Source organism: Pseudomonas sp. AM8, assembly GCF_036346475.1.
GTDB lineage: Bacteria > Pseudomonadota > Gammaproteobacteria > Pseudomonadales > Pseudomonadaceae > Aquipseudomonas > Aquipseudomonas marginalis.
On the sequence record NZ_JAOTNX010000002.1, the window covers coordinates 563,620 to 590,235 of the forward strand.

Annotated in this window: 27 protein-coding genes; 15 read left to right on the plus strand and 12 right to left on the minus strand. The window is 62.4% G+C overall.

The features are described 5' to 3' along the window. Positions 1-238: 238 nt before the first annotated feature. Genes V3W40_RS07655 through V3W40_RS07670 form a run of 4 tightly spaced genes read left to right on the plus strand, consistent with a single transcriptional unit; the run spans position 239 to position 4,844 of the window. Positions 239-943, plus strand: a complete 705-nt coding sequence (locus V3W40_RS07655) for an ABC transporter ATP-binding protein (protein WP_137212171.1) — start codon at positions 239-241, stop codon at positions 941-943. Next, positions 940-2,139 carry an ABC transporter permease gene (locus tag V3W40_RS07660; protein ID WP_065948361.1) on the plus strand — a complete coding sequence of 400 codons (1,200 nt, stop codon included), beginning with the start codon at positions 940-942 and terminating at the stop codon, positions 2,137-2,139. The genes V3W40_RS07655 and V3W40_RS07660 overlap by 4 nt, the downstream gene beginning before the upstream one ends. Then, positions 2,132-3,610, plus strand: a complete 1,479-nt coding sequence (locus V3W40_RS07665; RefSeq protein WP_330214773.1) for a TolC family protein — start codon at positions 2,132-2,134, stop codon at positions 3,608-3,610. Before V3W40_RS07660 ends, V3W40_RS07665 begins: the two co-directional genes overlap by 8 nt. Beyond that, positions 3,600-4,844, plus strand: a complete 1,245-nt coding sequence (locus V3W40_RS07670) for an efflux RND transporter periplasmic adaptor subunit (RefSeq protein ID WP_330214774.1) — start codon at positions 3,600-3,602, stop codon at positions 4,842-4,844. Before V3W40_RS07665 ends, V3W40_RS07670 begins: the two co-directional genes overlap by 11 nt. Before the next feature lie 258 nt (positions 4,845-5,102). Here V3W40_RS07670 and V3W40_RS07675 read toward each other — a convergent pair whose 3' ends face one another. The 11 genes from V3W40_RS07675 to V3W40_RS07725 all read right to left on the minus strand — a co-directional run bounded on the left by V3W40_RS07675 (position 5,103) and on the right by V3W40_RS07725 (position 16,097). Further along, positions 5,103-6,503: an FAD/NAD(P)-binding protein gene (locus tag V3W40_RS07675; protein WP_330214775.1), complete on the minus strand. Its 1,401-nt coding sequence runs from the start codon at positions 6,501-6,503 to the stop codon at positions 5,103-5,105. A gap of 12 nt (positions 6,504-6,515) precedes the next feature. After that, on the minus strand, positions 6,516-7,283 hold the full coding sequence (locus tag V3W40_RS07680; protein WP_330214776.1) for an ABC transporter ATP-binding protein: 768 nt from the start codon (positions 7,281-7,283) through the stop codon (positions 6,516-6,518). 3 nt (positions 7,284-7,286) lie between these two features. Continuing rightward, positions 7,287-8,627, minus strand: a complete 1,341-nt coding sequence (locus tag V3W40_RS07685) for an ABC transporter substrate-binding protein (protein WP_065940088.1) — start codon at positions 8,625-8,627, stop codon at positions 7,287-7,289. Between the two features lie 18 nt (positions 8,628-8,645). Beyond that, the gene (locus V3W40_RS07690) at positions 8,646-9,695 is read right to left on the minus strand and encodes a branched-chain amino acid ABC transporter permease (RefSeq protein ID WP_330214777.1); all 1,050 of its coding nucleotides are present in this window, start codon (positions 9,693-9,695) and stop codon (positions 8,646-8,648) included. 4 nt (positions 9,696-9,699) lie between these two features. Then, the gene (locus V3W40_RS07695; RefSeq protein WP_027606301.1) at positions 9,700-10,581 is read right to left on the minus strand and encodes a branched-chain amino acid ABC transporter permease; all 882 of its coding nucleotides are present in this window, start codon (positions 10,579-10,581) and stop codon (positions 9,700-9,702) included. Then, a complete protein-coding gene (locus V3W40_RS07700) occupies positions 10,581-11,351 on the minus strand; it encodes an ABC transporter ATP-binding protein (RefSeq protein ID WP_065927043.1) in 771 nt (256 codons plus the stop codon). Before V3W40_RS07700 ends, V3W40_RS07695 begins: the two co-directional genes overlap by 1 nt. Next, positions 11,348-12,196, minus strand: coding sequence for an AMP-binding protein (locus tag V3W40_RS07705; protein WP_259193312.1), 849 nt, complete (start codon positions 12,194-12,196; stop codon positions 11,348-11,350). The genes V3W40_RS07700 and V3W40_RS07705 overlap by 4 nt, the downstream gene beginning before the upstream one ends. Before the next feature lie 257 nt (positions 12,197-12,453). Further along, the gene (locus tag V3W40_RS07710) at positions 12,454-13,845 is read right to left on the minus strand and encodes an LLM class flavin-dependent oxidoreductase (protein ID WP_315872146.1); all 1,392 of its coding nucleotides are present in this window, start codon (positions 13,843-13,845) and stop codon (positions 12,454-12,456) included. Continuing rightward, positions 13,845-14,171, minus strand: a complete 327-nt coding sequence (locus V3W40_RS07715; protein WP_065927040.1) for an acyl-CoA dehydrogenase — start codon at positions 14,169-14,171, stop codon at positions 13,845-13,847. The genes V3W40_RS07710 and V3W40_RS07715 overlap by 1 nt, the downstream gene beginning before the upstream one ends. 11 nt (positions 14,172-14,182) lie before the next feature. Beyond that, positions 14,183-15,379, minus strand: coding sequence for an SfnB family sulfur acquisition oxidoreductase (locus tag V3W40_RS07720; RefSeq protein ID WP_330214778.1), 1,197 nt, complete (start codon positions 15,377-15,379; stop codon positions 14,183-14,185). Positions 15,380-15,533: 154 nt separating this feature from the next. Then, positions 15,534-16,097: a helix-turn-helix domain-containing protein gene (locus V3W40_RS07725; RefSeq protein WP_330214779.1), complete on the minus strand. Its 564-nt coding sequence runs from the start codon at positions 16,095-16,097 to the stop codon at positions 15,534-15,536. Positions 16,098-16,189: 92 nt separating this feature from the next. Here V3W40_RS07725 and V3W40_RS07730 point away from each other — a divergent pair, with 92 nt between their 5' ends. The 7 genes from V3W40_RS07730 (at position 16,190) to V3W40_RS07760 (ending at position 23,283) form a co-directional block, all read left to right on the plus strand. Further along, positions 16,190-17,119 carry a DMT family transporter gene (locus V3W40_RS07730; RefSeq protein ID WP_330214780.1) on the plus strand — a complete coding sequence of 310 codons (930 nt, stop codon included), beginning with the start codon at positions 16,190-16,192 and terminating at the stop codon, positions 17,117-17,119. A 124-nt stretch (positions 17,120-17,243) separates the two neighbouring features. Further along, positions 17,244-20,165: a monovalent cation/H+ antiporter subunit A gene (locus tag V3W40_RS07735; protein ID WP_065927039.1), complete on the plus strand. Its 2,922-nt coding sequence runs from the start codon at positions 17,244-17,246 to the stop codon at positions 20,163-20,165. Further along, a complete protein-coding gene (locus V3W40_RS07740; protein ID WP_003192163.1) occupies positions 20,165-20,509 on the plus strand; it encodes a Na+/H+ antiporter subunit C in 345 nt (114 codons plus the stop codon). The genes V3W40_RS07735 and V3W40_RS07740 overlap by 1 nt, the downstream gene beginning before the upstream one ends. After that, on the plus strand, positions 20,506-22,188 hold the full coding sequence (locus tag V3W40_RS07745; protein ID WP_330214781.1) for a monovalent cation/H+ antiporter subunit D: 1,683 nt from the start codon (positions 20,506-20,508) through the stop codon (positions 22,186-22,188). Before V3W40_RS07740 ends, V3W40_RS07745 begins: the two co-directional genes overlap by 4 nt. Further along, complete coding sequence (locus V3W40_RS07750; RefSeq protein ID WP_074847185.1) at positions 22,185-22,673, plus strand: Na+/H+ antiporter subunit E; 489 nt, start codon at positions 22,185-22,187, stop codon at positions 22,671-22,673. Before V3W40_RS07745 ends, V3W40_RS07750 begins: the two co-directional genes overlap by 4 nt. Continuing rightward, complete coding sequence (locus tag V3W40_RS07755; RefSeq protein ID WP_005789171.1) at positions 22,670-22,948, plus strand: K+/H+ antiporter subunit F; 279 nt, start codon at positions 22,670-22,672, stop codon at positions 22,946-22,948. Before V3W40_RS07750 ends, V3W40_RS07755 begins: the two co-directional genes overlap by 4 nt. Then, positions 22,945-23,283: a Na+/H+ antiporter subunit G gene (locus tag V3W40_RS07760; RefSeq protein WP_074847186.1), complete on the plus strand. Its 339-nt coding sequence runs from the start codon at positions 22,945-22,947 to the stop codon at positions 23,281-23,283. Before V3W40_RS07755 ends, V3W40_RS07760 begins: the two co-directional genes overlap by 4 nt. Before the next feature lie 140 nt (positions 23,284-23,423). Here V3W40_RS07760 and V3W40_RS07765 read toward each other — a convergent pair whose 3' ends face one another. Beyond that, positions 23,424-23,882: an HIT family protein gene (locus tag V3W40_RS07765; protein ID WP_074847187.1), complete on the minus strand. Its 459-nt coding sequence runs from the start codon at positions 23,880-23,882 to the stop codon at positions 23,424-23,426. A gap of 141 nt (positions 23,883-24,023) precedes the next feature. Here V3W40_RS07765 and V3W40_RS07770 point away from each other — a divergent pair, with 141 nt between their 5' ends. The 4 genes from V3W40_RS07770 (at position 24,024) to V3W40_RS07785 (ending at position 26,558) form a co-directional block, all read left to right on the plus strand. Continuing rightward, positions 24,024-24,719, plus strand: a complete 696-nt coding sequence (locus tag V3W40_RS07770; RefSeq protein WP_074847188.1) for a peptidase E — start codon at positions 24,024-24,026, stop codon at positions 24,717-24,719. 113 nt (positions 24,720-24,832) lie between these two features. Continuing rightward, complete coding sequence (locus tag V3W40_RS07775) at positions 24,833-25,168, plus strand: DUF6124 family protein (protein ID WP_074847189.1); 336 nt, start codon at positions 24,833-24,835, stop codon at positions 25,166-25,168. 194 nt (positions 25,169-25,362) lie between these two features. Further along, positions 25,363-25,848, plus strand: coding sequence for an Hcp family type VI secretion system effector (locus V3W40_RS07780; RefSeq protein WP_074847190.1), 486 nt, complete (start codon positions 25,363-25,365; stop codon positions 25,846-25,848). After that, positions 25,845-26,558 carry a DUF4225 domain-containing protein gene (locus V3W40_RS07785; protein WP_315872148.1) on the plus strand — a complete coding sequence of 238 codons (714 nt, stop codon included), beginning with the start codon at positions 25,845-25,847 and terminating at the stop codon, positions 26,556-26,558. Before V3W40_RS07780 ends, V3W40_RS07785 begins: the two co-directional genes overlap by 4 nt. Positions 26,559-26,616: the final 58 nt, after the last annotated feature.

Here is a 26,616-nt window from a genome sequence, read left to right on the forward strand (position 1 = left end):
AGGCAAGCCAGGGACCTTTCGGTAGACCCCCGTACCGGCGAGGGAAATCTTTTCAAAGCGTAAAACCGCTCTACATCCACGGCTGGCGAAGCACCGGGAACACGGTTAGTATTCAAACAATATTTTAAAAACAAGAAATAAAACCAGTCCGTGACGCGAACCAGATAGCCCCCGAACTTGTTACAAAGATTTACAAAGGGCGCATGACGGCAGCGTCGAGACTGCAGGCGTAGTCACGATGACAGATACCCCCGCGCACCCAGGCTTGATTTCCCTGCAAGGCATCGGCAAGCGCTATCAGCTCGCCGGGCAGGAACTGACCATTCTCAATGAGGTGTGCCTGTCCATCGAGCGCGGTGACAGCTGCGGCATCCTCGGCGCCTCGGGCTCAGGCAAAAGCACCCTGCTCAATATCCTCGGCCTGCTGGACCTGCCCAATTGCGGCCAGTACCACTTTGCCGGCCACGATATTTTCAGCGCCACTCCAGATCAACTGGCGGCGATCCGCAACCAGCAGATCGGCTTTGTGTTCCAGAGCTTCAACCTGCTGCCGCGCCTCAGCGCCCTGGACAACGTCGCCCTGCCCCTGAGCTACCGCGGTGTATCGCGGCATGAATCGGTGGCGCAGGCCCTGCGCATGCTCGAACAGGTCGGGCTGGCCGAGCGCGCCCACCATCGCCCCGCCGACCTCTCCGGCGGCCAGCGCCAACGTGTGGCGATTGCCCGTGCATTGGTGGGCAAGCCGTCGGTGATCCTGGCCGACGAGCCCACCGGCAACCTCGACAGCAGCACCGCCCAGGACATCATGGACCTGCTGCTGGCATTGAACCGCGAGCAACAGGTCACGCTGATCATCGTCACCCACGACCCGCATATCGCCGAGCGCCTGGAGCGCAAGATCCTGGTGCGCAACGGCGTAGTGCACGAGGCCGGGCGCCTATGAGCCTGCGGGTCGAACAGAGCTTCAGCCAACTGCTGCATGAAGCCTTCGTCAGCCTGCGCACCCTGGGCAAGCGCTCGGTGCTGGCCCTGCTGGGCATCGTCATCGGCAGTTCGTCGGTGGTGGCGCTGATCAATATCGGCCATAACGCCGCGGTGGATGCCGCGATGATTTTCAAGGACATGGGCACCGACACCCTGGTCGCCCAGTTCCCGCCCAAGGGCAACAGCACGGTGCCCGCGCCTGCGAGGCTCGACCTGGATGCCGTGCGCCAGGCCGTGCCGGGCATCGCCCATATCGGCGCGCTGACCTTGTTCAGCGGGCCCATCGTGTTCCATGGCCGCACCACCAACGCCAACCTCGTCGGCAGCACACCGGACATCCAGGCAGCGATGCGCCTGGTGGTACGGCAGGGGCGCTTCCTGTCTAGCTTCGACGCCAACGAAACCTATGGCGTGATCGGTGACCAGCTGGCCCAGGCCCTCGGCGCGCCGGGCGATCCGCTGCAACTGGGCGACCGCGTGCGCATCAACGACTACCTGTTCCTGGTGGTGGGCATTCTGCAGAACCAGCCCAGGGCAATGCTGATGCCGGTACAGGCCAACGAGTCGTTGTTCATTCCCGCCGAAGGCATGCGCCGCATCCATGCCATGCCGCAGATCGGCAATGTAATTATCCGCGCCGCGCCCGGCCAGGACATGGAACACATTGCCAGGGAAGCCGCCAGCGCCTTGCAGGCCCAGCTCACCGACCACACTGTCGACATCCAGGTGCCCCAGCAAATGATCGACGGCATGACCCGGCAAAGCCGCACCTTCGCCTACCTGCTGCTGGCCCTCGGCGCCATTTCCCTGGTCGGCGGCGGTGTAGGCGTGATGAATGTGATGCTGATGAACGTGTCGGAGCGCCGTCGTGAGATCGGCATTCGCATGGCCCTGGGCGCTCGCCAGCGCGACATCCGCAACCTGTTCCTGCTCGAAGCCGTCACCCTCACCGCCGTCGGCGCGCTGTGCGGTGCGGTACTTGGCATGACCGCCGCCTGGCTCTATGCCTGGCTGTCGGGCTGGCTATTCGACCTGGCCGTCGCCGCCCTGCCCCTGGGGGTGGGCAGTACGTTGCTGGTGGGCTTGTTCTTTGGCATCTACCCGGCGGTATCGGCCTCACGGTTGCAGCCGGTGGAGGCCTTGCGCGATGAGTAAATGGCTGGGGTTGCTCGTGTTGATCAGCCTGCACGGCATGGCCGCCGAGGTGGTCATCAAGCCGTCGGCCCCCAGCAGCACGCGCAGCGGTTACGACCGGGGCGTGTCCTTGAATGCCCAGGTCACCACCATGACCCTGGGTGACGCCGTGTACCTGGGCCTGCGCAACAACCCGGCGATCCGCAGCGCCTACCTGCAACGGGTGGCGCAGAAGTTCGACCTGCGCGTCGCCGAAGACGTGTTCAACCCCAAGCTCACCCTCAACAGTTATTACCGCAGTACCCGCGGCTCTCAGGACAGTGCGCGCAATGCCAACGTGGCGCCGGCCACCAGCTTGCTCAGTGAATACGGCACTCGCCTGAGCATGGCCTGGACCCAGCAGCTGAACAACGCCGACCGCGCCGGGCGCTACCGCAGCGACGGCCTCGACCTGGCGATCATCCAGCCGTTGATGCGCGGCGCCGGCTGGGACGCCACCACCGCACCGTTGCGCCTGTCGCGCCTGTCGGAGCAGGCCAACCGCCTGAACCTCAAGGCGACCGTGGCGCAGACCATCAGCCAGATCATCGCCACCTACCGCGAACTGCTGCGGGCCCAGGAGCAACTGAGCATCGTACAGGACGCCCTTAAGCGCTCCGGCACCTTGCTGGAGGTGAACAAGGCCTTGATCAGCGCCGGGCGCATGGCCGAATTCGAAATCGTGCAGACCGAAGCCGACATCGCCACCCAGCAACTGGGCGTCGAAGAAGCGCAGAACCAGCTCGACACCAACCGCCTGGCCTTGCTGCGCCTGCTGGCCCTGGACCTGTCCACGCCGATTCGCGCCACCGAAGCCCTGGAGGCCAAGCCCATGCAGATCGACAAACGCCAGGCTTTCAACCTGGCGCAGACCCAGCAACCGGAATACCTCGCCGCCCTGCTCGGCAGCCAGCAGGCCGACCTCAACCTGGTGATCGCCAAGGACTCCGGGCGCTGGCAGGTGGACCTGGTGGCCGGCGCGAACCAGATACGCGACGCCTACAATAACGATGCCGGCAGCACCAACAACCGCACCTGGGACAGCTACGCCGGGGTGCAGGTGCAGATCCCCATCGGCGACATCAGCACGCGCCAGGCCGAAGTGCGCGCGCGGGTCAACGTGGAGGACCAGGAGATCCGCATCACCGACGCACGCCAGGAACTGGAACGCAACGTCAACGACGTGGTACGCGACCTCGGCACCCGCTGGCGTCAGTATGAAATCTCCCAGCGCGCGGTGGAGTTGTCGCGGCGCAAGATCGAGATCGAACGCGAGAAACTCAGCGCCGGGCGCTCCACCAACTTCCAGGTGCTGAGTTTCGAGACCGACCTGCGCAATGCCGAAAACGCGCAGCTCAACGCCCTGATCGCTTATTTGAACGCCCAGACCCAGCTCGACTTGACCCTGGGCATGACGCTGGAAAGTTGGGAAATCACCCTCAATGACTATTAAACAGAAAGGCCTGCTGGGCGCTGTATTGATCGTGCTGCTGGCCGGCGCCGGGCTGGTCCTGCGCAGCCCGGCCGAAGGCCCGGCTACCACCGGCGAGCAATGGCTGGCCGTCAAGCCCGACCCGCTGGTGCACCAGATCGGCCTGGTGGGCAAGATCGAACCCGACACCACCCTCACCCTCACGGCGCCGTTCGACGGCAACGTGCAGGCCAATCTGGTGGAGCAAGGCCAGCGGGTCGAGGCTGGCCAGGTCCTGCTGCGCATGGACCCGGCCACCCTTGAAGTGCAGTTGCGCGACGCCCTCTCCGCCCAGCTCAAGGCCCGCCGCGCCGTGCAGGAGCTGCAGGACTGGGACAGCGGCCCCACCGTCAGCCGTGCGCGCCGCAGCCTGCGCACTGCCGAAATGACCGCCGGCAATACCCAACGCAAACTCACCGAAAGCGAAAACCTGTTCAAGCGCGGCATCATCCCGCGCAATGAGCTGGACGACCTCAAGCAACAGGCCCAGCAACAGCAACTGGACCTCGCCTCCGCCCGCAGCGAACTGCAACAGGCCCTCGACCAGGGCAAGGGCGAATACCGCCAGATCGCCGACATGGAACTGACCAACGCCACGGTGAAATACGAGGCCTTGCGCACCCTGCTCGCAGGCAAGGAGGTGAAGGCGCCGTTCTCCGGCATCGTGGTGCCCGCCCCCGGTAACAATGCGCCCCAAGGCGGCGGCAACACCAACGCGCCGATTCAGGCCGGCAGCAAGGTCAGCCAGGGCCAGGTGCTGTTCGGCCTGGCCAATATCGAGCGGCTGAAAATCGTCGCCAAGGTCTCTGAGCTGGACATCAACCAACTGCACCAGGGCCAGGCGGTGGAAGTGCTGGGCGACGGTTTTGACGGCGAACGGCTGAGCGGCTCGGTGAGCGTGGTCAGCGGCCTGGCGATTGCCAGCGACAGCCAGGGCAGCGCGCAGTTTCCGGTGACGTTGTCGATTCCCAAGCTGACCCCGCAACAGTTGCAGCGGGTGCGCCTGGGAATGAGTGCGCGGTTGACCATCGTCACTTACAACAATGCGCAGGCGATGGTGATTCCGAGCGAGGCGATCCAGGCGGACAGGACGGTGGAGTATCGAGAAGCGATGGATAAGCCGGTGGAGCGGGTGAAGGTGACTACCGGGCAATCGACGCCGCAGGGGGTGGAAGTATTCGGCCTAAAACCCGGCTTCGTAAAGACCTCAAGATAAATGAAGATCCCCTGTGGGAGGGGCATAGGTTTCTACAAAACGTTGGCTCAACGCTGAACGCCCGGCAGAGAGGGCTGTTGTGGCATGCCAGTCAGTTAAGCGTACATCGCCTCCTGTAGGAGCGAGCTTGCTCGCGAAAAACGTCAACGATAACGCGTGCTTCCTGAATGAACGCGGCGCCTGTGAGTTTTTCGCGAGCAAGCTCGCTCCTACAAAAAGCCTTAACTGACTGGCATTGGGGCTTGCCCCCTCCCACATTTAGAAATGCGCCAACTTCAATGCCAATGCCAATGCCTTGGCCTGAAGCGCCACATCCGTCACCGCCGTGCTCTCCCACCACATCCCCCTCAACGGCGGGCCCATGGCGAATAATCGCGCACTGACCCGGCCCTGGGCATCCAGCACTGCGCCGCACGTGTCCGCCGCAATCCCCAACGCCAACGGCCCAGGCGTGATCAGCCCGCGCTTGAGCAACTGCTGCGGCAACGGCCGGGCCACGCGGCGCCAGTCGTATTCGATACCGCTGGAGTTGATCAGCGCCGCCCCCGACACTTGGCTGATCACCTGCTCGCCACGGTAACGCAAGCGAATGGTCACGCCCTCGCCCGAAGGCTCCAGCCCCTTGAACGACGCCGCGCGAATGCGCAACCGCCCTTGCTCATGCAGCCGGGCCACCAACTGTGCACTCAACGGCGGCGAGCGGTGGTGATGGCTTTCCCACCAGGGCCGTACATGCCGCACGAACTGGCGTTTCTCGCCCTCGCTGGCCTGGCTCCACAGCCGGCCGATATGGGCGCGCACGGTGTCCAGTGGCGCCTGCCAATCGATGCCCTGCGCCAGTGCCAGGCGGCATTGACGACGCACTTCGCGCAGCAGTTGCCGAGGGCTGCGCAAGGCGTGGTCGGCGGCGAGGAAATCGTCCCAGCCCGGCGGCTGCCGGCGCACATGGGGCAACAAGCCGTGGCGTGAAAACACCTCGATGGGCCCACGATGCCCGGCCTGTTCCAGGGACACCACGGCGTCGACCATGGTCAACCCGGAGCCGATGATCAGCACCGGCGCCTGCGGGTCGATCCGGGTCATGGCCTGCACGTCCCAGGGGTCCACGGCGGCGGCGTTCAAGCCACTGGACTGGGTCTGCGGTGTGCGCGCCGCCGGGAACATGCCGGTGGCCAACACCGCCTGGGCGCCGCGCAGTTGCTGGCCGTTGTCGAGGGTCAGCAACACTGAATCGTCGCCGACCTGCAGGTCGACGACTTCGGCGCGGATATGCTCGACGGTGGACGCCGACAACGCCTTGGCTTCAGCCAGCCGTTGCTGCGCATACAGGCCAAAAATCCCGCGTGGCGGGAACAGCTCGCTGATGGGCACGTGCTGCTGGTCCGACTCGGGCCAACCGCCGGCGGCGATGTAGGCGGTGAGCCATTGGGTCAGGTCGTCGGCGTTGTCCGGGTCGACGCTCATGCGCGCCGCGTTGCCGTTCAGGGTGTGGCCCAGTTCGACGGCGCTGTAGGCCTCGCCACGGCCGAGTTCGGCGCGCGGTTCGATCACCAGGATCCGGCGCTGCCCAGGCCGGCGCAGCAGTTGCACCGCCAGCATCGTGCCGCTCAGGCCGCCGCCGATGATCAGCACATCAGCGTTGCGGAGGGATTCAGTCATGCACATTCGCCTTTACTGTTTACCCAGATAAATGTCGTGCAAATCGCCCCGCGCCAACAGCTCGGCAGCGCTGCCACTCAAGGCCACGCGCCCAGTATCCAGCACGTAGCCCTGGGACGCATAGTTGAGCGCGACGTTGATGTTCTGCTCGGCGATCAGGAAGCTCACCTGCTGCTCGCGGTTGAGCTGCGCGATGATCTCGAAGATCTCCTGCACGATCATAGGCGCCAAACCCATGGACGGCTCGTCGAGCAGTACCAAAGTAGGACGGGTCATCAACGCGCGACCGATGGCGACCATTTGCTGCTCGCCGCCGGACGTCAGGCCGGCGCGGGTGTGGCGCTTGGTCTTGAGCCGGGGGAACCAGGAGTAGATGCGCTCCAGATCCTGCTCCATGGCCTTGCGGCTCAGGCGCCGGACAAAGCCGCCGCTGCGCAGGTTGTCTTCGACGCTGAGCTGGCCGAAGACATGGCGGCCTTCCAGCACATGCACCATGCCCTGGCGCACGCGCTGGCTGGGGTCGACGCCGGCCTGGTCGACGCCCGCGTATTCGATCACGCCCCGGCTGACTTCGGCGCGCTCGGCACGCACCAGCCCGGAGATCGCCTTGAGGGTGGTGCTCTTGCCGGCGCCATTGGCCCCCAGCAAGGCGACGATGGCGCCCTTGGGCACGCTCAGCGACACCCCGGCCACGGCGAGGATCGCGCCGTCGTAGATCACTTCAATATCGTTGACCGTCAACAACGACGGGCGCGTGGCTGCGCTGGCGAGCTGGCTCATGGTTTATTCATCCCCGGTGCAGGTGCGTGGCGTCAGGCCTTTTTCCTTGGCGAACGCCGCGGATTTTTCATCGATCAGCGGGCGCAACAGGGCGCGGTCGGCGGCGATCCAGTCGCTGATCAGCGTCCAGTGGGCGCCGTCCCATTGCTGCACGCGCGCCGAGCCGCCGCCTTCGTGGTCGCGGCACGACAGCTTGAGGTTCTGCATCAAGCCCAGGTAGCCCATGTCCTTCAAGCGCGCGTCATCGATATTCAGGTGTTCCAGGCCCCAGCGGCCTTCTTCGCCATTGAGCGGACGCTTGCCGAACCTGGCCTGGCCGGTGCGGATCGCTTCCACGGCCACGGCGGCGTTCACCAGGCCGGAGTTGTAGTAGACGCTGCCGAAATTCTTCAGGTCCTTGAGGTCGCTGTGGCCCTTGTCGAGGATGTATTGCTTGAGGCGCTTGTGGATCTCGAAATCCGCACCTGCCGGGTAAGGCGTGAGCGCCAGGTAGCCCTTGGCGGCGGCGCCTGCGGGCAATACGTCTTCGCTGGAGCTGGCCCAGATGTCGCCGATGATATGGTCCACCGGGAAGCCAAAGCGGGCGGCGGTTTTCACCGCCACCGGGGTGGACACGCCCCAGGTGCGCAGGAACACCCAATCCGGGTTGGCCTGGCGTACCTGGCGCCATTGCGCGGACTGCTCATTGCCCGGGTCGGCCACCGGAATCTGGATGTTTTCAAAACCGTATTTTTCCGCCAGCAATTTCAGCGGGCCAAGGGTTTCGCGACCGTAGGCCGAGTCGTGGTAGACCGTGGCGATCTTCTTGCCCTTGAGTTTGTCGAAGCCGCCTTCGCGCTGGGCGATGTAGTTCACCAGGGTCGACGCCTCGCTGTAGAACGTCAGCATCACCGGGAAGTTGTACGGGAACACCGTGCCGTCGGTGGCTTCGGTGCGACCGTAGCCGAGGGTGATCAGCGGGATCTTGTCCACCTCAGCCCTTTCACTGAGCGCATAGGCCGCCGGTGCACCGTTGGGCTGGTACACCGCGACCGGCGCGCCATCCAGGCCGTTCTTAAAGCGCTCGTAGCACTCGATGCCCTTCTCCGCCGTCCACTCGGTCTCGCATTCCTGCCACACCAGCTTGACGCCATTGATGCCGCCTTCGACCTCGTTGATATAGCGCAGGTAGTCGATCATCCCGGCCCACACCTGCACGCCGCTGGAGGCGTAGGCACCCACCCGGTAGGTGGCCAGGGGAAAGAACTGCTGGTCGGCCGAGGCTACCGCCTGGGGCACGGCACCGGCCAGGGCTGCCAGCGCGAAGGCGGCGCCGGCCAGGGAACGTTTCAAGGATGCACGCATAGGGATTCTCTTATTCAGTCAGAAACGTAGGGGCCACTGACGCAGCCGATCGCGAAGGTTATGCAACAGGCGAATCAAGCCCTCGGGTTCCTTGATCAGGAACACGATGATCAACACGCCAAAAATGATTTTCTGCAGGTTCTGCAACTGCCCGGCATCCACCGCACCACCGAACAACGCCTGCCCGGCATGGCTGAGGAAGATCGGCAGCAAACTGATGAATGCCGCGCCGACGAAGTTGCCGGCAATGCTGCCCATGCCGCCGATAATGATGATGAACAGGATCTGGAATGAGCGGTTGATGTCGAAGCTGCTGGCGCTGGCCGTGCCCAGGTAGGCAAACGCCCACAACGCGCCGGCGATGCCGAGGTAGAACGAACTGACCGCAAACGCCAGGCGCTTGTAGCGCACCACCGGGATGCCGACCACGGCGGCGGCGGTGTCCATGTCGCGGATCGCCATCCAATTGCGGCCCACCTGGCTGCGCACCAGGTTGACCGCGGCCCAGGTCAACAACAGCACCGTGACCAGGGTCAGCCAGTAGCGGCCCAGCGGCGTGTTGAGGTCATGGCCGAACAACGCCAGCTTCGGCGCCGAAATGGTTCCGGACGAACCGTAGTTGTAGAACCAGGGGAATTTGACGAGCAGCCACTCCAGGAAAAACTGCGCGGCCAGCGTGGTGACCATCAGGTAGAAGCCTTTGATCCGCGAGCTGGGCAAGCCAAACAGCAGCCCGACCAGCGCGCTGATGATCCCACCGCCGAGCAGCGCCACCGGCAGGCCCAGCTCCGGCAGGCGCAGCAAAAACCCATAGGTGGCGAAGGCACCGACGGCCATGAACCCGGCGGCACCGACCGAGGTTTGCCCGGTATAGCCGGTGAGTAAATTCAGGCCCAGCCCGGCCAGGGACAGCACCAGGAACGGGATCAGGATCGCATTGAGCCAATAGTCATTGCCCCACAGCGGCACCACGATAAACGCCAGCGCCAGCAGGCCGAGCAGGCTCCAGGGCACGCGCCGCTGGACCAGCAGCAAGGGGGCGGTGTGTTCAGCAACAGGGATCGACATGCTTTCAGACTCGCTCGATGGCGCGCTCGCCGAACAGGCCGGCGGGACGGATATACAGGAAGGACAACGCCAGGACATAGGCGAACCACGGTGTGATGCCGCCACCGATCAGCGGGCCGATATACACCTCGGCGAGGTTTTCCGCCGCACCGACAATCAGCCCGCCGACAATTGCCCCGCCAATCGAGGTGAAGCCGCCGATGATCAACACCGGCAAGGCCTTGAGCACCACCAGCGACAGCGAAAACTGCACGCCCTGGCGCGCCCCCCACAACAACCCCGCCACCAGCCCGACGATGCCGGCCACCGCCCAGACGATCTGCCAGATGCGGTTGAGGTTGATGCCGATGGACAGCGCCGCCGTGGTGTCATCCGCCACCGCGCGCAGCGACACGCCGATACGGGTCTTGTTGAACAGCAGCGCCAGCACCGTCACCAGCACCACGGCCACGGCCGCGGCGATCAGGTCGAACTGGCTGAGCATCAGCGGCCCGACGAACAGCGGTACATCGTCGATGCCCAGGTCCAGAGCGCGCACCTGCGAGCCCATCACGCCCTGGGCCAGGCCTTCGATAATGAACGACAGGCCCAGCGTCGCCATGAACAGCGTGATCTGCGAGCGGTTCACCAACGGCCGCAGCACCAGGCGCTCGATGAGCAAGGCGCCGACAATCATCACGATCACCGTCAACAGCAACGCCAGGGCAAACGGCACGCCCTGGTCGTGCAGGCTGACGAAGGTCAGCGCGGCAAACAGCAGCATCGAGCCCTGGGCAAAATTGAACACGCCGCTGGCCTTGTAGATCAGCACGAAGCCGATGGCGACCAGGGAATACATGGTGCCGGCGAGCAGGCCGCCGAGCAGGGTTTCGAAGAAGAACGTCATCAGTGCGTCACTCCCAGGTAGGCCGCGATCACCTCGGGATTGGCCTGCACCTCGGCAGGGGTGCCGTCGCCGACCTTGCGCCCGTAGTCGAGCACCACAACATGGTCGGACAGCCCCATGACCACGCCCATGTCATGCTCGATCAACACCACGGTGGTGCCGAGGTCGCGGTTCACGTCGGCGACAAAGCGCGCCATTTCCTGTTTTTCCTCGGCGTTCATGCCGGCCATGGGTTCGTCCAGCAGCAACAGGCTGGGCCCGGCGATCAATGCACGGCCCAGTTCCACACGCTTTTGCAGGCCATAGGACAGGTTGCCCACCAGCACATCGCGGTAGGCTTGCAGCTCCAGGAACTCGAGGATGCCCTGGGCGCGCAGGCGGAAGGCGTCGGCTTCACGGCGTGCGCGGGGCAAGCCGAGGGCCTGTTCGATAAGGCTGGTGTGCATATGCCGCGACAGGCCGGTGAGGATGTTGTCGAGCACACTCATTTTCTTGAACAGGGCGTTGTTCTGGAAGGTACGGCCAATGCCTCGACGCGCGGCGCCCAGCGGGTCGATACGCTGGAAATGCTGCGCCTCGAACACGATCTCGCCGGCATCGAAGCGATACACGCCGTTGAGGACGTTGAGCAATGAACTTTTGCCGGCACCGTTGGGCCCGATCAACGCGCAGATTTCCCCGCGCGCCACCTCGAACGACAACCCATTGATCGCCTTGACGCCCTTGAACGACAGCGAGATGTCCCGCACCTGGAGAATGGCTTGGCTCATGCACGTTCCCGTTTGAATTCGGCGAGCCACGTCGGCTCGGCATTGGATTTGAGGGGCTGCCAGATATAGGCCAGGCGCTGGAAGCCCAACAGTGTGCGCACGCGGTTTTTCAGCAGGCGGCGCAGGCCGCTGTGCGGGTGGGCAATGGCCCAGTCGCACAGGCGTCGACGCCAGGTGCCGTGGGGTGGCAGACGGCTTTCGATCTCGTCGGCCAGGTGCAGCAAACGGGCGGGCGACAGCAGCAGGCCGGTGGGCGCGACGTCGCTGCGATCACGTCGAGCCGAGGCCAGGCTTTCCGGGAAGGCCAGGCCGTGGCCGCTGCTCAGCCACTGCTCCAGCACCACCGCCAGGCCACCTTGCCAGTGGGTGCCCTCCTCGCTCCACAACGCGGTTTCACCGGCGGGCTGCCACCAGCGCTGCAGGTGTTGCGCCGGGTCGACGGGGCCGAGCAGTTGGGCGAAATCCAACCGCTGGGTGAAGGTCCAATCGCGCTGGCGACCTTGAACGTAGGCATGGCTGGGATGAATACGCCACAGCTGTTGCTCCAAGGCCTGCGGCTCGAGGTTATCGGCCAGCGTCAGTACCTGTGCGCCGACGGACTGGGCCGCCAACGCCAGCAACAGCAGGTTCGGCTCAAAGGCGCCGCTGAGCACCAAGCGTGACTGTTGATTGAAACCTTGCTGGCGCAAACCATCGGCCAGGCGTTCGACATCGCGCAAGGTGTCGATCCAGCGCCAGGCGTACCACTGGCCCTGGCGCTTGTGGCGCAGGGCGATGTGCAACGGTGTGAGTTGCGCCCAGTGGCGCAGGTGTTCCAGGAGGGCCGTTGGTTCGTGCACGCTCATAGGGGGTTGCTCCTATTGGGGGGTGTGCGTGCGGTGGTCCGCTGGCTGAAATAAATCAAACTCAATTTCCCGTAAGTAGATACCGAGCACCACGCAAGTCCGTAGCAGTTGCCGAGCGCAAGCGAGGCTGCGTCAGGCGCGCTGCCGATTCGAGCCCGAGTCGCGGCCGACGCAGCCTCGCTTGCGCTCGGCAGCTGCTACGGGATGAGGCCGCGATGGGGATTGGCATTCGCAGCCTCGCCAAGGCTGCGCAGTTGCTACGCAACATTTGCTTTGCGGGACTCAGCAAGGTTTCGATAGCCAGCGCCCGGGTGGTTCGCACCCAACCTTGCACCGTCGCCAAACAACTTCTCGCGCAATGTGCCCTGGGCGTATTCGGTCTTGTACACGCCGCGCTTCTGCAACTCCGGCACCAGCCATTCGACGGCGTCGACAAAGGTTTCATGGGTCAGCGCATAGGCGAGGTTGAATCCGTCCACGTCGGTCTCTTCGACCCACTCCTGCAACAGGTCCGCCACGGTTTCCGGGCCGCCGACGAACAGCGGGCCAAAGCCGCCGATACCGACCCAATCGGCCAGCTCGCTGGGGGTCCAGACCTTGTTCGGGTCCGCCGTGGAGAAAGCTTCCACCGCCGATTGAATCGCATTGGTGTGCACATGCTTGAGCGGTTCATCCGGCTTGAACTGGCTGAAATCGATCCCGGTCCAGCCGGAGATCAGCGCCATCGCACCTTCATAACTGGCATAGGATTTGTATTCGTCAAACTTGGCCTTGGCCTTGGCGTCGGTCTCGTCGACGATCACGGTCTGCAAGTTGAAAATCAGGATTTTCTTCGGGTCGCGCCCGGCTTCGGCCGCACGGCGGCGGATGTCGGCGACGGTCTTTTTCAGCAGCACCTTGGACGGCGCGGCAACGAACACGCATTCGGCCTGCTCGGCGGCGAACTGCTTGCCACGGCTGGAAGCACCGGCCTGGTACAGCACCGGCGTGCGCTGCGGCGAGGGTTCGCACAGGTGGATGCCGGGCACCTGGAAGTGTTTGCCGACGTGGCGGATCTCGTGGATCTTGCTCGGGTCGCTGAAGATCCGACGTTCGCGGTCGCGCAGTACCGCGCCCTCTTCCCAACTGCCTTCCCAGAGTTTGTAGCAGACCTCCAGGTATTCCTCGGCATAGTCGTAGCGGGCGTCGTGTTCGGTCTGGGCTTTCTGGCCAAGGTTCTTGGCGCCGCTTTCCAGGTAGGAGGTGACGATGTTCCAGCCGATGCGGCCCTTGGTCAGGTGGTCGAGGGTCGACAGCCTGCGTGCAAACGGATACGGGTGTTCGAACGACAGCGACGCGGTCAGGCCAAAACCCAGGTGCTCGGTGACCAGCGCCATCGGTGCGATCAGCGACAACGGATCGTTGACCGGCACCTGGGTCGCCTGGCGAATCGCCGCGTCGCCATTGCCGTTGTACACGTCGTAGATGCCCAGCACGTCGGCGATAAACAGGCCGTCGAACTTGCCGCGCTCAAGAATCTTCGCCAGGTCGGTCCAGTATTCAAGGTCCTTGTACTGCCACGAGCGATCGCGCGGATGCGCCCACAGGCCCGGCGATTGGTGGCCGACGCAGTTCATGTCGAAGGCGTTCAAGCGGATTTCACGGGACATCACAGCACTCCGTTGAGGTGGTAGTTGCCGACGACCTGGTATTTCCAGCGCAACGGATCATCCAGGGTCGGTGGCAGCGCGGTGCGTTGGCCGGTCAGTTCGAATTCGGTGTTGCTGGCAAAGAGCAAGGCTTCAGCGGCGGCGATCTGCGCTTCGGTGACGGCGACCGGGCTTGGATCGGTTTCGGCGCGTTCAAGCAAGGCGGCCGCTACATCCACGCGAATCTGCCAATCGCCGAAGCGGCTGATCACGTAGGGGTCGTCGCTTTTTTCGACGTGGCGACGGGTGCTGTCCAGCAGTTGGCGTGCGAGGGTCAGGGCGGTCATGGGTCAGGTCCTCAGTTCCAGGCGTGGCGCGCAGGCTTGACGCCGTTGAGCACGAAATTGCCGATCAGGTGGTATTTCCAGCGGGCCGGGTCGTGCAGGGTGTGGGTCCGCGCGTTGCGCCAGAAGCGGTCGAGGTTGTGCTTGGCGGTGACCGAGCGGGTGCCGGCCAGTTCGAAGAGTTTGCTGCTGGCGAGCAAGGCAGTTTCGGCCGACAGGACCTTGGCCTGGGCGACCACCAGTGAAGCCTGGGCGACGGTGTCTTCATTCGGTTCGGCGAGGGCGCGGTCGACGGCCAGGCCGGCCTTGGCGAGGATCGCTTCGGTGCCGTGCACACGCCACTCCAGGTCGCCGATGGCGGCGATGGTGAACGGGTCCTGCCAACCGTGATCCTGCTGGCTGTCGATCCACGGACGGGCCTGCCGCGCAAAGATTTTTGCCTGTTCAAGGGCGCCGAGGGCAATGCCGGTGTCGACCGCCGCCTGGATAATTTGCGAAATCGGCCCATCGGCCGTGGGCTGGTCAAACGCCAGGTGGGCGGGAACCACCGCGCTCAAGGGCACGGTCACACCGTCGAGGGTCACGCCGCCGCTGGCGGTGGTGCGCTGGCCGAAGCCGTCCCAGTTGTCGATGACGGTCAGGCCAGGCGCATCGCGCTCGACGAGGCCGATGAAGGCCTGACCCTTTTCGTTATTACCCACGGTGGGCACGATATGGGCGAACAACGCGCCGGTGCAGTAGAACTTCTCACCGTTGATTTGCGCGGTGTCGCCGTGGAAGCGAATCTGGGTATCGAAGGTGCCGGCGTTTTTGCTCTTGGCCTCGGAGAAGGCGTTACCAAAGCGATAACCCGCCAGGACTTTGCCAAAGTAGTGGCGCTTTTGTTCCTCGGTGGCGGTTTGCAGCAGGATGTCCACCACGCCCAGGTGGTTCTGCGGGATTTGGCCCAATGACGGGTCGGCGGCGGAGATCAACTTGATCACCTCGGCCACCGTCACATAGGACACCCCGGCGCCGCCATAGGCCTTGGGAACGGTGATGCCCCACAGGCCGCTGGCGGAAAACTCGTCCAGTTCGGCGACGGGCAGGCGACGCTCACGGTCACGCGCGCTGGCGTCGACGGCAAAGCGTTCGGCCAGGCGCTTGGCGACCTCGATGGCCTCCGCGTCCGAGCGGATGATATGGGCAGGTTGTTGAGGGTGGGCAGACATGGGCCGACTCCAGGCTCCGAGGGGATACTGGAGTGTTTGCAGGAGTCGTGCCTGAATTTAATCGTCAGTAAAATCAGCCGGTTGCCGCGTAAACAGGCGTACAACCGCAGTTTCAAACCAGCAAAGTGTGCATCCACTGTTGGCTGGCAAACAGTTAGATCACCACATTGCGCACAAAGCGCACGGCGACGTCACCGTCATTGCGATAGGCATGGGGCTGGTGGCTGGCGAACATGAAGAATTCGCCGGCGCCGATGGTGTTTTCCTGATCGCCGACCACCAACGTCAGGCTGCCCTCGAAGACGAACAGTTGCTCGCTCCACCCCTCCAGGTCGGGGTCCGGGCAATAACGATCGCCCGGTTCAAGACGCCACTCCCATAACTCGACCTCGCGCCGCGCCGTGGCCTTGGCCAGCAACACCGCCTTGCTGCCGTCGATTTCCCCCGCCCAGGCCAGTTCGTTGATGCGGCTGTGATCGCGCACATCCGGTGCCTGAATCAGGTCGCTGAACGCCACATCCAACGCTTCGGCCACACGGTCGAGGGTGGACAGGCTGACGTTCTTTTCCCCGGCCTCAATGGCCACCAGCATGCGCCGGCTGACCCCGGACTTTTCCGAGAGCGCAGTCTGGCTCAGGTCGGCGGCATGACGCAGGCGACGAACGTTCTGGCTGACGTGCTGCAGGACCGAGGCCCGTTGTGGATTTTCTTTGTGCACTATATTGCTCAATGGGTGGGTGTGCGCAGTATACTGCCCAGCGTGCGGCGCATTGTGCGGTCCGTGCCTTTCCCTTGCAAGACCGAGCCGCCATGACCACGCCGAACTCCCCCTCGCGTTTCCACCGTTTCAGCAAAGCCGAGTGCATCCTGGTGTTTATCACCATGATCTGGGGCGGCACGTTTTTGCTGGTTCAGCATGCCATGACTGTCAGCGGACCGATGTTTTTCGTGGGCCTGCGCTTTGCAGCGGCGGCGATTGTGGTCGGGTTCTTTTCCTTGCGTACACTGCGCGACCTGACGTTGTTCGAGCTGAAGGCGGGCGTGTTCATCGGCGTAGCGATCATGTTCGGCTACGGCTTGCAGACCATTGGCCTGCAGACGATCCTGAGCAGCCAATCGGCGTTCATCACCGCGCTGTATGTGCCGTTCGTGCCGCTGCTGCAATGGCTGGTGCTGGGCCGGCGCCCGGGGTTGATGCCAAGCATCGGCATCATGGTGGCGTTTGCCGGGTTGATGTTGTTGACCGGTCCCGCCGGGGCTTCGCTGAATTTCAGCCCCGGGGAAATCGCCACCCTGATCGGTGCCGTGGCGATAGCGGCGGAAATCATTTTGATCAGTGCGTTCGCCGGGCAAGTGGACGTACGCCGGGTGACGGTGGTGCAACTGGCGACGGCGTCGCTGCTGTCGTTTTTGATGGTGGTGCCGATGGGCGAGGCACTGCCGGGGTTCTCCTGGCTGCTATTGTTCAGCGCCGTGGGCCTGGGCCTGACCAGTGCGGTGATCCAGGTCGCCATGAATTGGGCGCAGCAAAGCGTTTCGCCGACACGGGCCACGTTGATCTATGCCGGTGAGCCGGTGTGGGCCGGGGTAGTCGGGCGGATCGCCGGCGAGCGGTTCCCGCCGATTGCCATGCTGGGGGCAGCGTTGATTGTGGTGGCGGTGATTGTGAGTGAGATCAAGACAAAAGGGCAAAAGGCCATCGAGTTGCAGGATGAGCGGGAACAGGAGCAACAGGGCTAGGGTCCGAAACAATGCCAAACGGGAGTTTTCGACCTACTTTGTAGGATCCTGCCACATGTTGCCGTTTGGTGATCGACAAAGCGGCACGTATGATGCATCCCAAACTCCCGCAGATTAGAAGCCTATGTCCCTGATAGTTCTACTGCTTCTGCCTTTTATCGGCAGCTGTCTGGCGGCCTTGCTGCCGCACAATGCACGTAACACCGAATCCCTGCTGGCTGGCCTTGTGGCCCTGGTCGGAACCGTTCAAGTCGCCCTGCTCTACCCCCAGATCGCCCACGGTGGCGTGATCCGCGAAGAATTCATGTGGTTGCCCAGCCTTGGGCTGAACTTCGTGCTGCGCATGGATGGATTCGCCTGGCTGTTCTCGATGCTGGTGCTCGGCATCGGCGCGCTGGTGTCGCTGTATGCGCGCTACTACATGTCGCCGGACGATCCGGTGCCGCGTTTCTTCGCGTTTTTCCTGGCCTTCATGGGCGCCATGCTCGGGCTGGTGATTTCCGGCAACCTGATCCAGATCGTGTTCTTCTGGGAACTGACCAGCCTGTTCTCGTTCCTGTTGATCGGCTACTGGCACCACCGCGCCGATGCGCGTCGTGGTGCGTACATGGCCTTGATGGTCACCGGCGCGGGCGGCCTGTGCCTGCTGGCGGGCGTGATGCTGCTGGGGCATATCGTCGGCAGCTATGAGCTGGACCAGGTGCTGGCCGCCGGCGAGCAGATCCGCGCGCATTCGCTGTACCCGGTGATGCTCGCGCTGGTGCTGATCGGCGCCCTGAGCAAAAGCGCGCAGTTCCCGTTCCACTTCTGGCTGCCCCACGCCATGGCCGCACCGACCCCGGTGTCTGCCTATCTGCACTCGGCGACGATGGTGAAGGCCGGCGTGTTCCTGCTGGCCCGCCTGTGGCCGTCGCTGTCCGGCAGCGAAGAATGGTTCTGGATCGTCGGCGGTGCCGGCGCCCTGACCCTCCTCCTCGGCGCTTACTGCGCCATGTTCCAGAATGATCTCAAAGGCCTTTTAGCCTATTCCACCATCAGCCACCTCGGGCTGATCACCCTGCTGCTGGGCCTCAACAGCCCGCTGGCCGCCGTCGCCGCGGTGTTCCATATCCTCAACCACGCCACCTTCAAGGCCTCGCTGTTCATGGCGGCAGGCATCATCGATCACGAAAGCGGCACGCGGGACATCCGCAAGCTCAGTGGCCTGGTGCGCCTGATCCCGTTTACCGCGACCCTGGCGATGGTGGCCAGTGCATCCATGGCCGGCGTGCCATTGCTCAATGGTTTCCTGTCCAAAGAGATGTTCTTCGCTGAAACCGTGTTTATCTCGTCGACCCAATGGGTGGAAATCGCCCTGCCCATGATCGCAACCATCGCCGGTACGTTCAGCGTGGCCTACGCCCTGCGCTTTACCGTGGATGTGTTCTTCGGCCCGCCCGCCACCGACCTGCCCCACACACCTCACGAACCCCCGCGCTGGATGCGCGCCCCGGTTGAGCTGCTGGTATTCACCTGCCTGCTGGTGGGCATCTTCCCGGCCCAGGTGGTCGGTTCGATCCTCGCCGCCGCGGCGCTGCCGGTGGTCGGCGGCGTGCTGCCGGAATACAGCCTGGCGATCTGGCATGGCTGGAATGCACCGATGATCATGAGCCTGGTGGCCATGTCCGGTGGCGTGGTGCTCTACCTACTGCTACGCAAACAACTGAAGCGCGGCCGTTTCAAGTACCCGCCGGTCATCAGCTACTTCAACGGCAAGCGCGGCTTCGAGCGCAGCCTGGTGGTGATGATGCGCGGCGTGCGCAGGATCGAGAAACGCATCAGCACCAAGCGCCTGCAGACCCAATTGTTCCTGTTGGTGATCGTCGCGGTGATCGGCGCCATGATCCCGATGCTCAACAGCGGCCTCAGCTGGGGCGACCGCCCGAAGATCCCGGGCTCCATCGTGTTCGTCACCCTGTGGCTGCTGGCGATTGCCTGTGCCCTCGGCGCCGCCTGGCAAGCCAAGTACCACCGGCTCGCGGCCCTGACCATGGTCAGCGTGTGCGGCCTGATGACCTGCGTCACCTTCGTGTGGTTCTCGGCGCCGGACCTGGCGCTGACCCAGCTGGTGGTGGAAGTGGTCACCACCGTACTGATCCTGCTCGGCCTGCGCTGGCTGCCACGGCGGATCGAAGAGGTCTCGCCACTGCCCAGTTCGCTGCGCAAGGCGCGCATTCGTCGTCTGCGCGACTTCCTGCTCTCCACCGTGGTAGGCGGCGGCATGGCGCTGCTGTCCTATGCGATGCTGACGCGCCAGACGCCCAACGATATTTCCTCGTTCTACTTGAGCCGCGCCCTGCCCGAGGGCGGTGGCAGCAATGTGGTGAACGTGATGCTCGTGGACTTCCGGGGCTTTGATACCCTCGGCGAAATTACCGTGCTCGGCGCCGTGGCGCTGACGGTGTACGCCCTGCTGCGTCGTTTCCGCCCGTCCAAGGAAAGCATGGAGCTGCCGCCACAGCAGCGTCAACTGGCGCCGGACGTGGCCACCGACCTGGTCAACCCGCGCCAGGCCAGCGACACCGCCCTGGGCTTCATGATGGTGCCGGCGGTGCTGGTGCGCCTGCTGCTGCCGATTGCGCTGGTGGTGTCGTTCTACCTGTTCATGCGCGGCCACAACCAACCGGGCGGCGGGTTTGTCGCCGGCCTGGTGATGTCGGTGGCGTTTATCCTGCAATACATGGTTGCCGGCACCCAGTGGGTCGAGGCGCAGATGAGCCTGCGGCCGATGCGCTGGATGGGCTTCGGCCTGTTCTCGGCGACGCTGACCGGGATCGGCGCGTTGTTTGTCGGCTACCCGTTCCTCACCACCCATACCTGGCATTTCAGCCTGCCGCTGCTGGGCGATATTCATGTTGCCAGCGCGTTGTTCTTCGATGTGGGCGTATACGCCATGGTCGTCGGCTCGACGCTGCTGATGCTCACCGCCCTCGGCCACCAGTCGGTGCGCGCGCATAAACCGAGCAACCAGGCCAAAGTAGTCGCCGCCACCGAAGGAGCCGCCTGATGGAAGAAGTCATCGCAATTGCCATTGGGGTCCTGGCGGCCTCCGGCGTCTGGTTGATCCTGCGGCCACGGACGTTCCAGGTGGTGATGGGCCTGTGCCTGTTGTCGTACGGGGTCAACCTGTTCATTTTCAGCATGGGCAGCCTGTTTATCGGCAAGGAGCCGATCATCAAGGACGGCGTGCCCCAGGACCTGCTCAACTACACCGACCCCCTGCCCCAGGCCCTGGTGCTCACGGCCATCGTGATCAGCTTCGCCATGACCGCGTTGTTCCTGGTGGTGCTGCTGGCATCACGGGGCCTGACCGGCACTGACCATGTGGACGGCCGGGAGCCCAAGGAATGAATTGGGTCAACCAACTGATCGTCGCCCCCATTTTGCTGCCGTTGCTCACCGCCGCGCTGATGCTGATGCTCGGCGAAAAACGCCGCCCGCTGAAGGCCAGGATCAACCTGTTCTCCAGCGTCATTGGCCTGGGCATCGCGATCCTGCTGTTGTACTGGACGCAAAAAGGCGGCCCCGGCTCGATTGGCGTGTACCTGCCGGGCAACTGGCAGGTGCCGTTCGGCATCGTGCTGGTGGTCGACCAGCTCTCGGCGCTGATGCTGGTGCTCACCGGGATCATCGGCGTGAGCGCGCTGCTGTTCGCCATGGCCCGTTGGGACCGCGCCGGCACCAGCTTCCATGCGCTGTTCCAGATCCAGATGATGGGCCTGTACGGCGCGTTCCTCACGGCGGACCTGTTCAACCTGTTCGTGTTCTTCGAGGTGCTGCTGGCGGCGTCCTACGGCTTGATGCTGCACGGCTCGGGCCGGGCGCGGGTGTCGTCGGGGCTGCATTACATCGCGATCAACCTGTTGGCGTCGTCGCTGTTCCTGATTGGCGCGGCGATGATCTACGGCGTGACCGGCACGCTGAACTTCGCTGACCTGGCACTGAAAATCCCCCTGGTCCCCGAGGCGGATCGCGGCCTGCTGCATGCCGGTGCGGCGATCCTCGCCACCGCATTCCTGGCCAAGGCCGGCATGTGGCCGCTGAACTTCTGGCTGGCCCCCGCCTACTCCTCGGCCAGTGCGCCGGTGGCAGCGATGTTCGCGATCATGACCAAGGTCGGCGTGTACACCGTGCTGCGCCTGTGGACCCTGTTGTTCTCCGGCCAGGCCGGCGCGTCGGCGTTGTTTGGCGGCGACTGGCTGGTGTACGGCGGCATGGCCACGATCATCTGCGCGGCGCTGGCGATGGTGGCGGCGCAGCGGCTCGAGCGCATGGCCAGCTTGAGCATCCTGGTCTCGGCCGGCATCCTGCTGTCGGCCGTTGGCTTCGCCCAGCCAAGCCTGACCGCCGGAGCGCTGTTCTATCTGGTCAGCTCCACCCTGGCGTTGAGTGCGCTGTTCCTGCTGGCCGAATTGATCGAGCGTTCGCGCTCGGCCAACGACCTGCCGCTGGATGAAGAAATCGACGCACTGCCCAAGGCCATGGAATCCCTGCATCCGCGTCCTGGCGTGAACCTGGATGACGAGCAGAAAGCCGTGGTCGGCCAGGTGATTCCCTGGACCATGGCCTTCCTGGGCTTGAGCTTTGTCGCCTGCGCCCTGCTGATCATCGGCATGCCGCCGCTGTCCGGGTTTATCGGCAAGCTGAGTTTGTTGAGTGCGCTGGTTAACCCCTTGGGCCTGGGCGTCAGTGTGGATGAACCTGTTCGTCCGGCGGCCTGGGGCCTGGTGGCTTTACTGATCCTGTCCGGCCTGGCTTCACTGATCGCTTTCGCGCGCCTGGGTATCCAGCGTTTCTGGACCCCGGAAGAGCGCCCATCGCCGCTGCTGCGCCGTTACGAGTGCCTGCCGATCTTCCTGCTGCTGGGCCTGAGCATTTCGCTGACCTTCAAGGCCGAACCGCTGATGCAGTACACCCTGGCCACTGCCCGGAGCCTGAACAACCCGGAAACCTACGTGATGGCCGTCATGGCCACGCGCCCGGTGCCGAGCCCTGAAGCCAAGACCGCCGCACTGGAGGTACAGCCATGAGACGCCTGTTCCCGGCCCCGTGGTTATCGTTGGCCTTGTGGATACTGTGGCTGGTGCTGAACCTGTCCGTCAGCCCCGGCAACCTGCTGTTGGGCGCGCTGCTGGGGTTTCTTGCACCGCTGATGATGGCGCCGCTGCGTCCGCAACCGATCAGACTGCACCGCCCCGGTGTGATCCTGCGCCTGTTCCTGTTGGTAGGCCGCGACGTGGTCGTCTCCAACCTGCAAGTGGCGTGGGGCGTGCTGACGTGCGGCTCGCGACCACCGCGCTCGCGCTTTATCAGAATCCCCCTGGACCTGCGCGATGCCAACGGCCTGGCGGCGCTGTCGATGATCACCACCGTCGTGCCCGGTACCATCTGGTCGGAACTGGCCCTGGACCGCAGCGTCCTGTTGTTGCATGTATTCGATCTGGAGGACGAAGCGTCCTTCATCGAACATTTCAAAAGCGCCTACGAACGGCCCCTGATGGAGATCTTCGAATGAGCGCCCTGCTCTCCAATGCGATCCTGTTCAGCCTGTTCCTGTTCTCCCTGGCCATGGTGCTGACCCTGATCCGCCTGTTCAAAGGTCCCTCGGCCCAGGACCGGGTACTGGCGCTGGACTACCTGTACATCCTCGCCATGCTGATGATGCTGGTGCTGGGTATTCGTTATGCCAGCGATACCTACTTCGAAGCGGCGCTGCTGATCGCGTTGTTCGGCTTCGTCGGCTCGTTTGCCCTGGCCAAATTCCTGCTGCGCGGAGAGGTGATTGAATGATGCCGCTGTGGATGGAAGTGATAGTGGCGGTGCTGCTGGTGCTCAGCAGCGTGTTTGCGCTGATTGGCGCGATTGGCTTGCTGCGCATGAAGGACTTCTTCCAGCGCATGCATCCGCCGGCATTGGCTTCGACTCTGGGCGCGTGGTGCGTGGCGTTGGCGTCGATTGTTTACTTTTCGGTGCTCAAGTCCGGGCCGGTGCTGCACGGGTGGTTGATACCGATCCTGCTGGCGATCACGGTGCCGGTGACCACGTTGCTGCTGGCCCGCACCGCGCTGTTCCGCAAGCGCATGGCCGGTGACGACGTACCCGCCGAGGTCAGCAGCCGCCGCTGAGTGACAGACCGTACACAGTCAATATGTGGGAGGAGGCTTGCTCCCGATTGCGGTGGGTCAGCTACAGATGAGCCGACTGATCCACTGCAATCGGGAGCAAGTCGAATCGTCGCACCGCCCCTCCCACATTTGGATTTGTGCTAGACGAAAGATCGGATTCGCTCTGCCAGCTCAGCCAATTCGGCATCATCCGCCCGCACATGGTCATGGGAAGAGATATAGCCTTCATAAGCTTCGAAAAACTTATCCACCTTCGAACTCAACGGCTTGAACGCACTGTCCTGCCCCGTCCCATGCATGGGAAACAACTTCGCATGCAAGTGATCCACACCATACCCTTCCAGCATCATCCCCGTGCGGGCCACATCGGGAAACGCCCGGTCGATCAGCAAAGCGGTTTTCTTGGTCGCGACCATCAGACCAGCCAGCACCTCATCCGACTGCGCAAACGCATAACTGCCGTAATGCTGTTTGGGGATGACCACGCTGAAGCCTGGGGTGTTGGGGAAGATCGAGAGGAACGCCATGTGGTGGTCGTCTTCCCACAGGATGTGGGCGGGGGAAGTTTTGCGGACAATGCTGCAGAAAATACAATCCATTTGAATTACCGCCAGTTTCGTCTTGGGTTTGGTCGTGGCAATCATCTAAAGCTAGGATGGAATGAGCGTCAAACCCTACGGGCATTTTGGGAAATGTCCTAAGACCTGGGTATGCCCGCTGTGCTGAGACAGGAGTTCACCATGGATAAAAACATTATTGTCATCGGCGGCGAGTCCAGCGAAGACATGACGCGCATGACCGGCATCGACGAATATATCGTCGCTTCGTCGGGCAAAACCCAGCCCACGGTGCTCTATATCTCCACCGCCAATGGCGATGACCGTACGAAGATTGCCGACTTCACGCTCAAATACCAAAGCGCCGGCTGCACCGTTGTGCCATTGACGTTTTTCATTCCGCCTTTTCCAGCCCCGGGTCATGTTGCCGCGCTGTTTGAGCAGGCTGACATCATCTATGTGGCCGGCGGCAACACCCGAGCCTTGCTGGCCATCTGGCGTGAATTTGACGTGACCGCCCTTTTGAAGCAAGCCCAGGAACACGGCAAAGCGCTTTGCGGCGTCAGTGCCGGCGCCATCTGCTGGTTCGACCACGGGCATTCCGACTCAGGAGGCGTATATGCGCTGATCGACGGGCTGGGTTTTCTCCCTGGCGCGCTGTGCCCGCACTTCAGTTCAGAGGTGGGGAGAGAATCTTCGTTTGTTGAACTGGTTCGACTTAAAAACATACACCCCGCCTACGCGCTGGATGACGGCGTTGCCCTGCATTTCAAGAACGGTGAATACCATGCGACTGTCCATAACGACGCAGCTGGTAGCGCTTATGAGGTCAGCAACACCTCGATATTGGTCGTAGAGAAACTTCCTACAAAGATTTAGTGTTGTCGCTCGGAAAATGGCTTTCTAATCTTAGGTGGTCGCTGCAAATTCAGCGACCGGGTTTCGCAGCCCGATTAGACTCTAGGTGACTCCAATACTCTGGGAGCTTCGCCATGATTAAAGACAATTCGAATCCGCCGCTGGATTCATCTTCGCTTCACGCTTGTGCTGATCAAGCGATTAACCATCATTTGAATCCGTCTTCAACGCCTGGGCCACCTGATGACGGGCTAGGTCTTTTTACTGTACGTAAAGGACTGGATGCCGAGACACTACTGGTCAATGCTTCGGAGGACCTTGCGTCAGTTCAGGCATTGGCTAGTCATTTAGCCTTTGAGATTGATGGCACACCACGCAGCGTGGCACTAGGGATTTGCCGAATGGTGGAAACTATCCAGCTTCTGGTGAATGAAGCACTGAATGAGCATTGCGCGGGAATTGAAAAATAGTAGGCGACGAATGCCGTCATTACCTTCGCTCACACAACCACAGCAAAACGCCCCTGCATAACGGGGCGTTTTTCTTCTCGCACAAAACCGAATAATCCTACATCCCGCTCGCACGATAAAAGGCGAAACATCCGATATTTCCTATTTACATTTTTCCGTATGTTTATGGTGAATAAATCAGGATACCAACTTCCATGGCTAACCACGGTTACATGTCCATTAACGGAAAATCTCAAGGCCTGATCTCGGCTGGCTGCTCAACTCAAGACTCTATTGGCAACAAATGTCAGGAGGGGCACAGGGATGAAATCATGGTGATGTCCTTCAACCACAATATGCTCAACACCGGCAACGTCAGTGCTTCCACTCACGGCCCTGTGGTCATCACAAAAAGCATTGATAAATCCTCGCCCTTGCTGGCCGTGGCGTTATCCAACAGAGAAGAACTGAACTGCGTCATCAACTTCTATCGAATTTCACAGTTTGGTCGGCACGAAAAATACTACACCGTCGATATAAGGGGCTGCATCATTGCCAGCCTGACCGTCGACGTTCCCCATTCCGTACTCCTGAATGATGTAGACGCACAAGAACATCTGTCGATTTGTTATCGGGAAATTATCTGGACACATCACATCGCGGGGACCAGCGGCTATGGCTCATGGGAAACCGGGCGATGAACTCAAAGAACAAAAATCAAACGCCTACTTTCTATGACTTGGGGGTAGTCAGCCAAGCCGCTGCAAAACTGACCAATCATGCGTGCGCAATAAGTGCCCGACATCTACAGGATGGCGTTAATCGTTCGATATTCAATCGGGAAGTGGCCTATTACGCTCGCAGTATTGTTAACGATGTGGAGCAGGGAAAAAAGACGGTTGCGCAGGGGCTCGTGGAGATAAAAACCGAACAACAAAGCCTGCTGAACCAGTCAATGGAGATTGGGCGTAAAGGTATTGGAGTTGTAGCAGGCGCGCTGCAAATGGCCACAGGAGCTGGAATTTGCTACGCATCAGTTGGCACGCTCTGTCTCATTGCGGGGGTGCCGCTGATCGCACATGGTGCAAATAACGTATATGAGGGTGGGCGTAATCTAGTGACGGGACAATCAGATGCGGTCGGCCCGGTTCGTGCTGCATATCAGTCGGCCGCATTCGCTATGGGTCATGATGAACGAGCAGCCAATATGGCCTACGGTGCAGCTGATATTGGCTTATCCGTCTACAGTGCTGCAAGACACGTACTTAAACCTGATGCTTGGCGCCTATTTAGATACCTCCCAACCGATTACATCCGAGCGTACAAAACAATGACCCCAACTACGATGGGAATCGAAGTCTATACAGATTTTCAAACGATAAAGCAGATGTACGACGAGGAAAAACATTGACACTCTGGTTCGTTTTGACTTTCCCGCTATTTGCCACATGGGGAATTCTTTGCGCATA

What these genes read in the sequence shown, in the direction of transcription:
- V3W40_RS07655 (WP_137212171.1), top strand. Translation starts at nt 239, where the DNA reads ATGACAGATACCCCCGCGCACCCAGGCTTGATTTCCCTGCAAGGCATC.
- V3W40_RS07660 (WP_065948361.1), top strand. Translation starts at nt 940, where the DNA reads ATGAGCCTGCGGGTCGAACAGAGCTTCAGCCAACTGCTGCATGAAGCC.
- V3W40_RS07665 (WP_330214773.1), top strand. Translation starts at nt 2,132, where the DNA reads ATGAGTAAATGGCTGGGGTTGCTCGTGTTGATCAGCCTGCACGGCATG.
- V3W40_RS07670 (WP_330214774.1), top strand. Translation starts at nt 3,600, where the DNA reads ATGACTATTAAACAGAAAGGCCTGCTGGGCGCTGTATTGATCGTGCTG.
- V3W40_RS07675 (WP_330214775.1), bottom strand. Translation starts at nt 6,503, where the DNA reads ATGACTGAATCCCTCCGCAACGCTGATGTGCTGATCATCGGCGGCGGC.
- V3W40_RS07680 (WP_330214776.1), bottom strand. Translation starts at nt 7,283, where the DNA reads ATGAGCCAGCTCGCCAGCGCAGCCACGCGCCCGTCGTTGTTGACGGTC.
- V3W40_RS07685 (WP_065940088.1), bottom strand. Translation starts at nt 8,627, where the DNA reads ATGCGTGCATCCTTGAAACGTTCCCTGGCCGGCGCCGCCTTCGCGCTG.
- V3W40_RS07690 (WP_330214777.1), bottom strand. Translation starts at nt 9,695, where the DNA reads ATGTCGATCCCTGTTGCTGAACACACCGCCCCCTTGCTGCTGGTCCAG.
- V3W40_RS07695 (WP_027606301.1), bottom strand. Translation starts at nt 10,581, where the DNA reads ATGACGTTCTTCTTCGAAACCCTGCTCGGCGGCCTGCTCGCCGGCACC.
- V3W40_RS07700 (WP_065927043.1), bottom strand. Translation starts at nt 11,351, where the DNA reads ATGAGCCAAGCCATTCTCCAGGTGCGGGACATCTCGCTGTCGTTCAAG.
- V3W40_RS07705 (WP_259193312.1), bottom strand. Translation starts at nt 12,196, where the DNA reads ATGAGCGTGCACGAACCAACGGCCCTCCTGGAACACCTGCGCCACTGG.
- V3W40_RS07710 (WP_315872146.1), bottom strand. Translation starts at nt 13,845, where the DNA reads ATGTCCCGTGAAATCCGCTTGAACGCCTTCGACATGAACTGCGTCGGC.
- V3W40_RS07715 (WP_065927040.1), bottom strand. Translation starts at nt 14,171, where the DNA reads ATGACCGCCCTGACCCTCGCACGCCAACTGCTGGACAGCACCCGTCGC.
- V3W40_RS07720 (WP_330214778.1), bottom strand. Translation starts at nt 15,379, where the DNA reads ATGTCTGCCCACCCTCAACAACCTGCCCATATCATCCGCTCGGACGCG.
- V3W40_RS07730 (WP_330214780.1), top strand. Translation starts at nt 16,190, where the DNA reads ATGACCACGCCGAACTCCCCCTCGCGTTTCCACCGTTTCAGCAAAGCC.
- V3W40_RS07735 (WP_065927039.1), top strand. Translation starts at nt 17,244, where the DNA reads ATGTCCCTGATAGTTCTACTGCTTCTGCCTTTTATCGGCAGCTGTCTG.
- V3W40_RS07740 (WP_003192163.1), top strand. Translation starts at nt 20,165, where the DNA reads ATGGAAGAAGTCATCGCAATTGCCATTGGGGTCCTGGCGGCCTCCGGC.
- V3W40_RS07745 (WP_330214781.1), top strand. Translation starts at nt 20,506, where the DNA reads ATGAATTGGGTCAACCAACTGATCGTCGCCCCCATTTTGCTGCCGTTG.
- V3W40_RS07750 (WP_074847185.1), top strand. Translation starts at nt 22,185, where the DNA reads ATGAGACGCCTGTTCCCGGCCCCGTGGTTATCGTTGGCCTTGTGGATA.
- V3W40_RS07755 (WP_005789171.1), top strand. Translation starts at nt 22,670, where the DNA reads ATGAGCGCCCTGCTCTCCAATGCGATCCTGTTCAGCCTGTTCCTGTTC.
- V3W40_RS07760 (WP_074847186.1), top strand. Translation starts at nt 22,945, where the DNA reads ATGATGCCGCTGTGGATGGAAGTGATAGTGGCGGTGCTGCTGGTGCTC.
- V3W40_RS07765 (WP_074847187.1), bottom strand. Translation starts at nt 23,882, where the DNA reads ATGGATTGTATTTTCTGCAGCATTGTCCGCAAAACTTCCCCCGCCCAC.
- V3W40_RS07770 (WP_074847188.1), top strand. Translation starts at nt 24,024, where the DNA reads ATGGATAAAAACATTATTGTCATCGGCGGCGAGTCCAGCGAAGACATG.
- V3W40_RS07775 (WP_074847189.1), top strand. Translation starts at nt 24,833, where the DNA reads ATGATTAAAGACAATTCGAATCCGCCGCTGGATTCATCTTCGCTTCAC.
- V3W40_RS07780 (WP_074847190.1), top strand. Translation starts at nt 25,363, where the DNA reads ATGGCTAACCACGGTTACATGTCCATTAACGGAAAATCTCAAGGCCTG.
- V3W40_RS07785 (WP_315872148.1), top strand. Translation starts at nt 25,845, where the DNA reads ATGAACTCAAAGAACAAAAATCAAACGCCTACTTTCTATGACTTGGGG.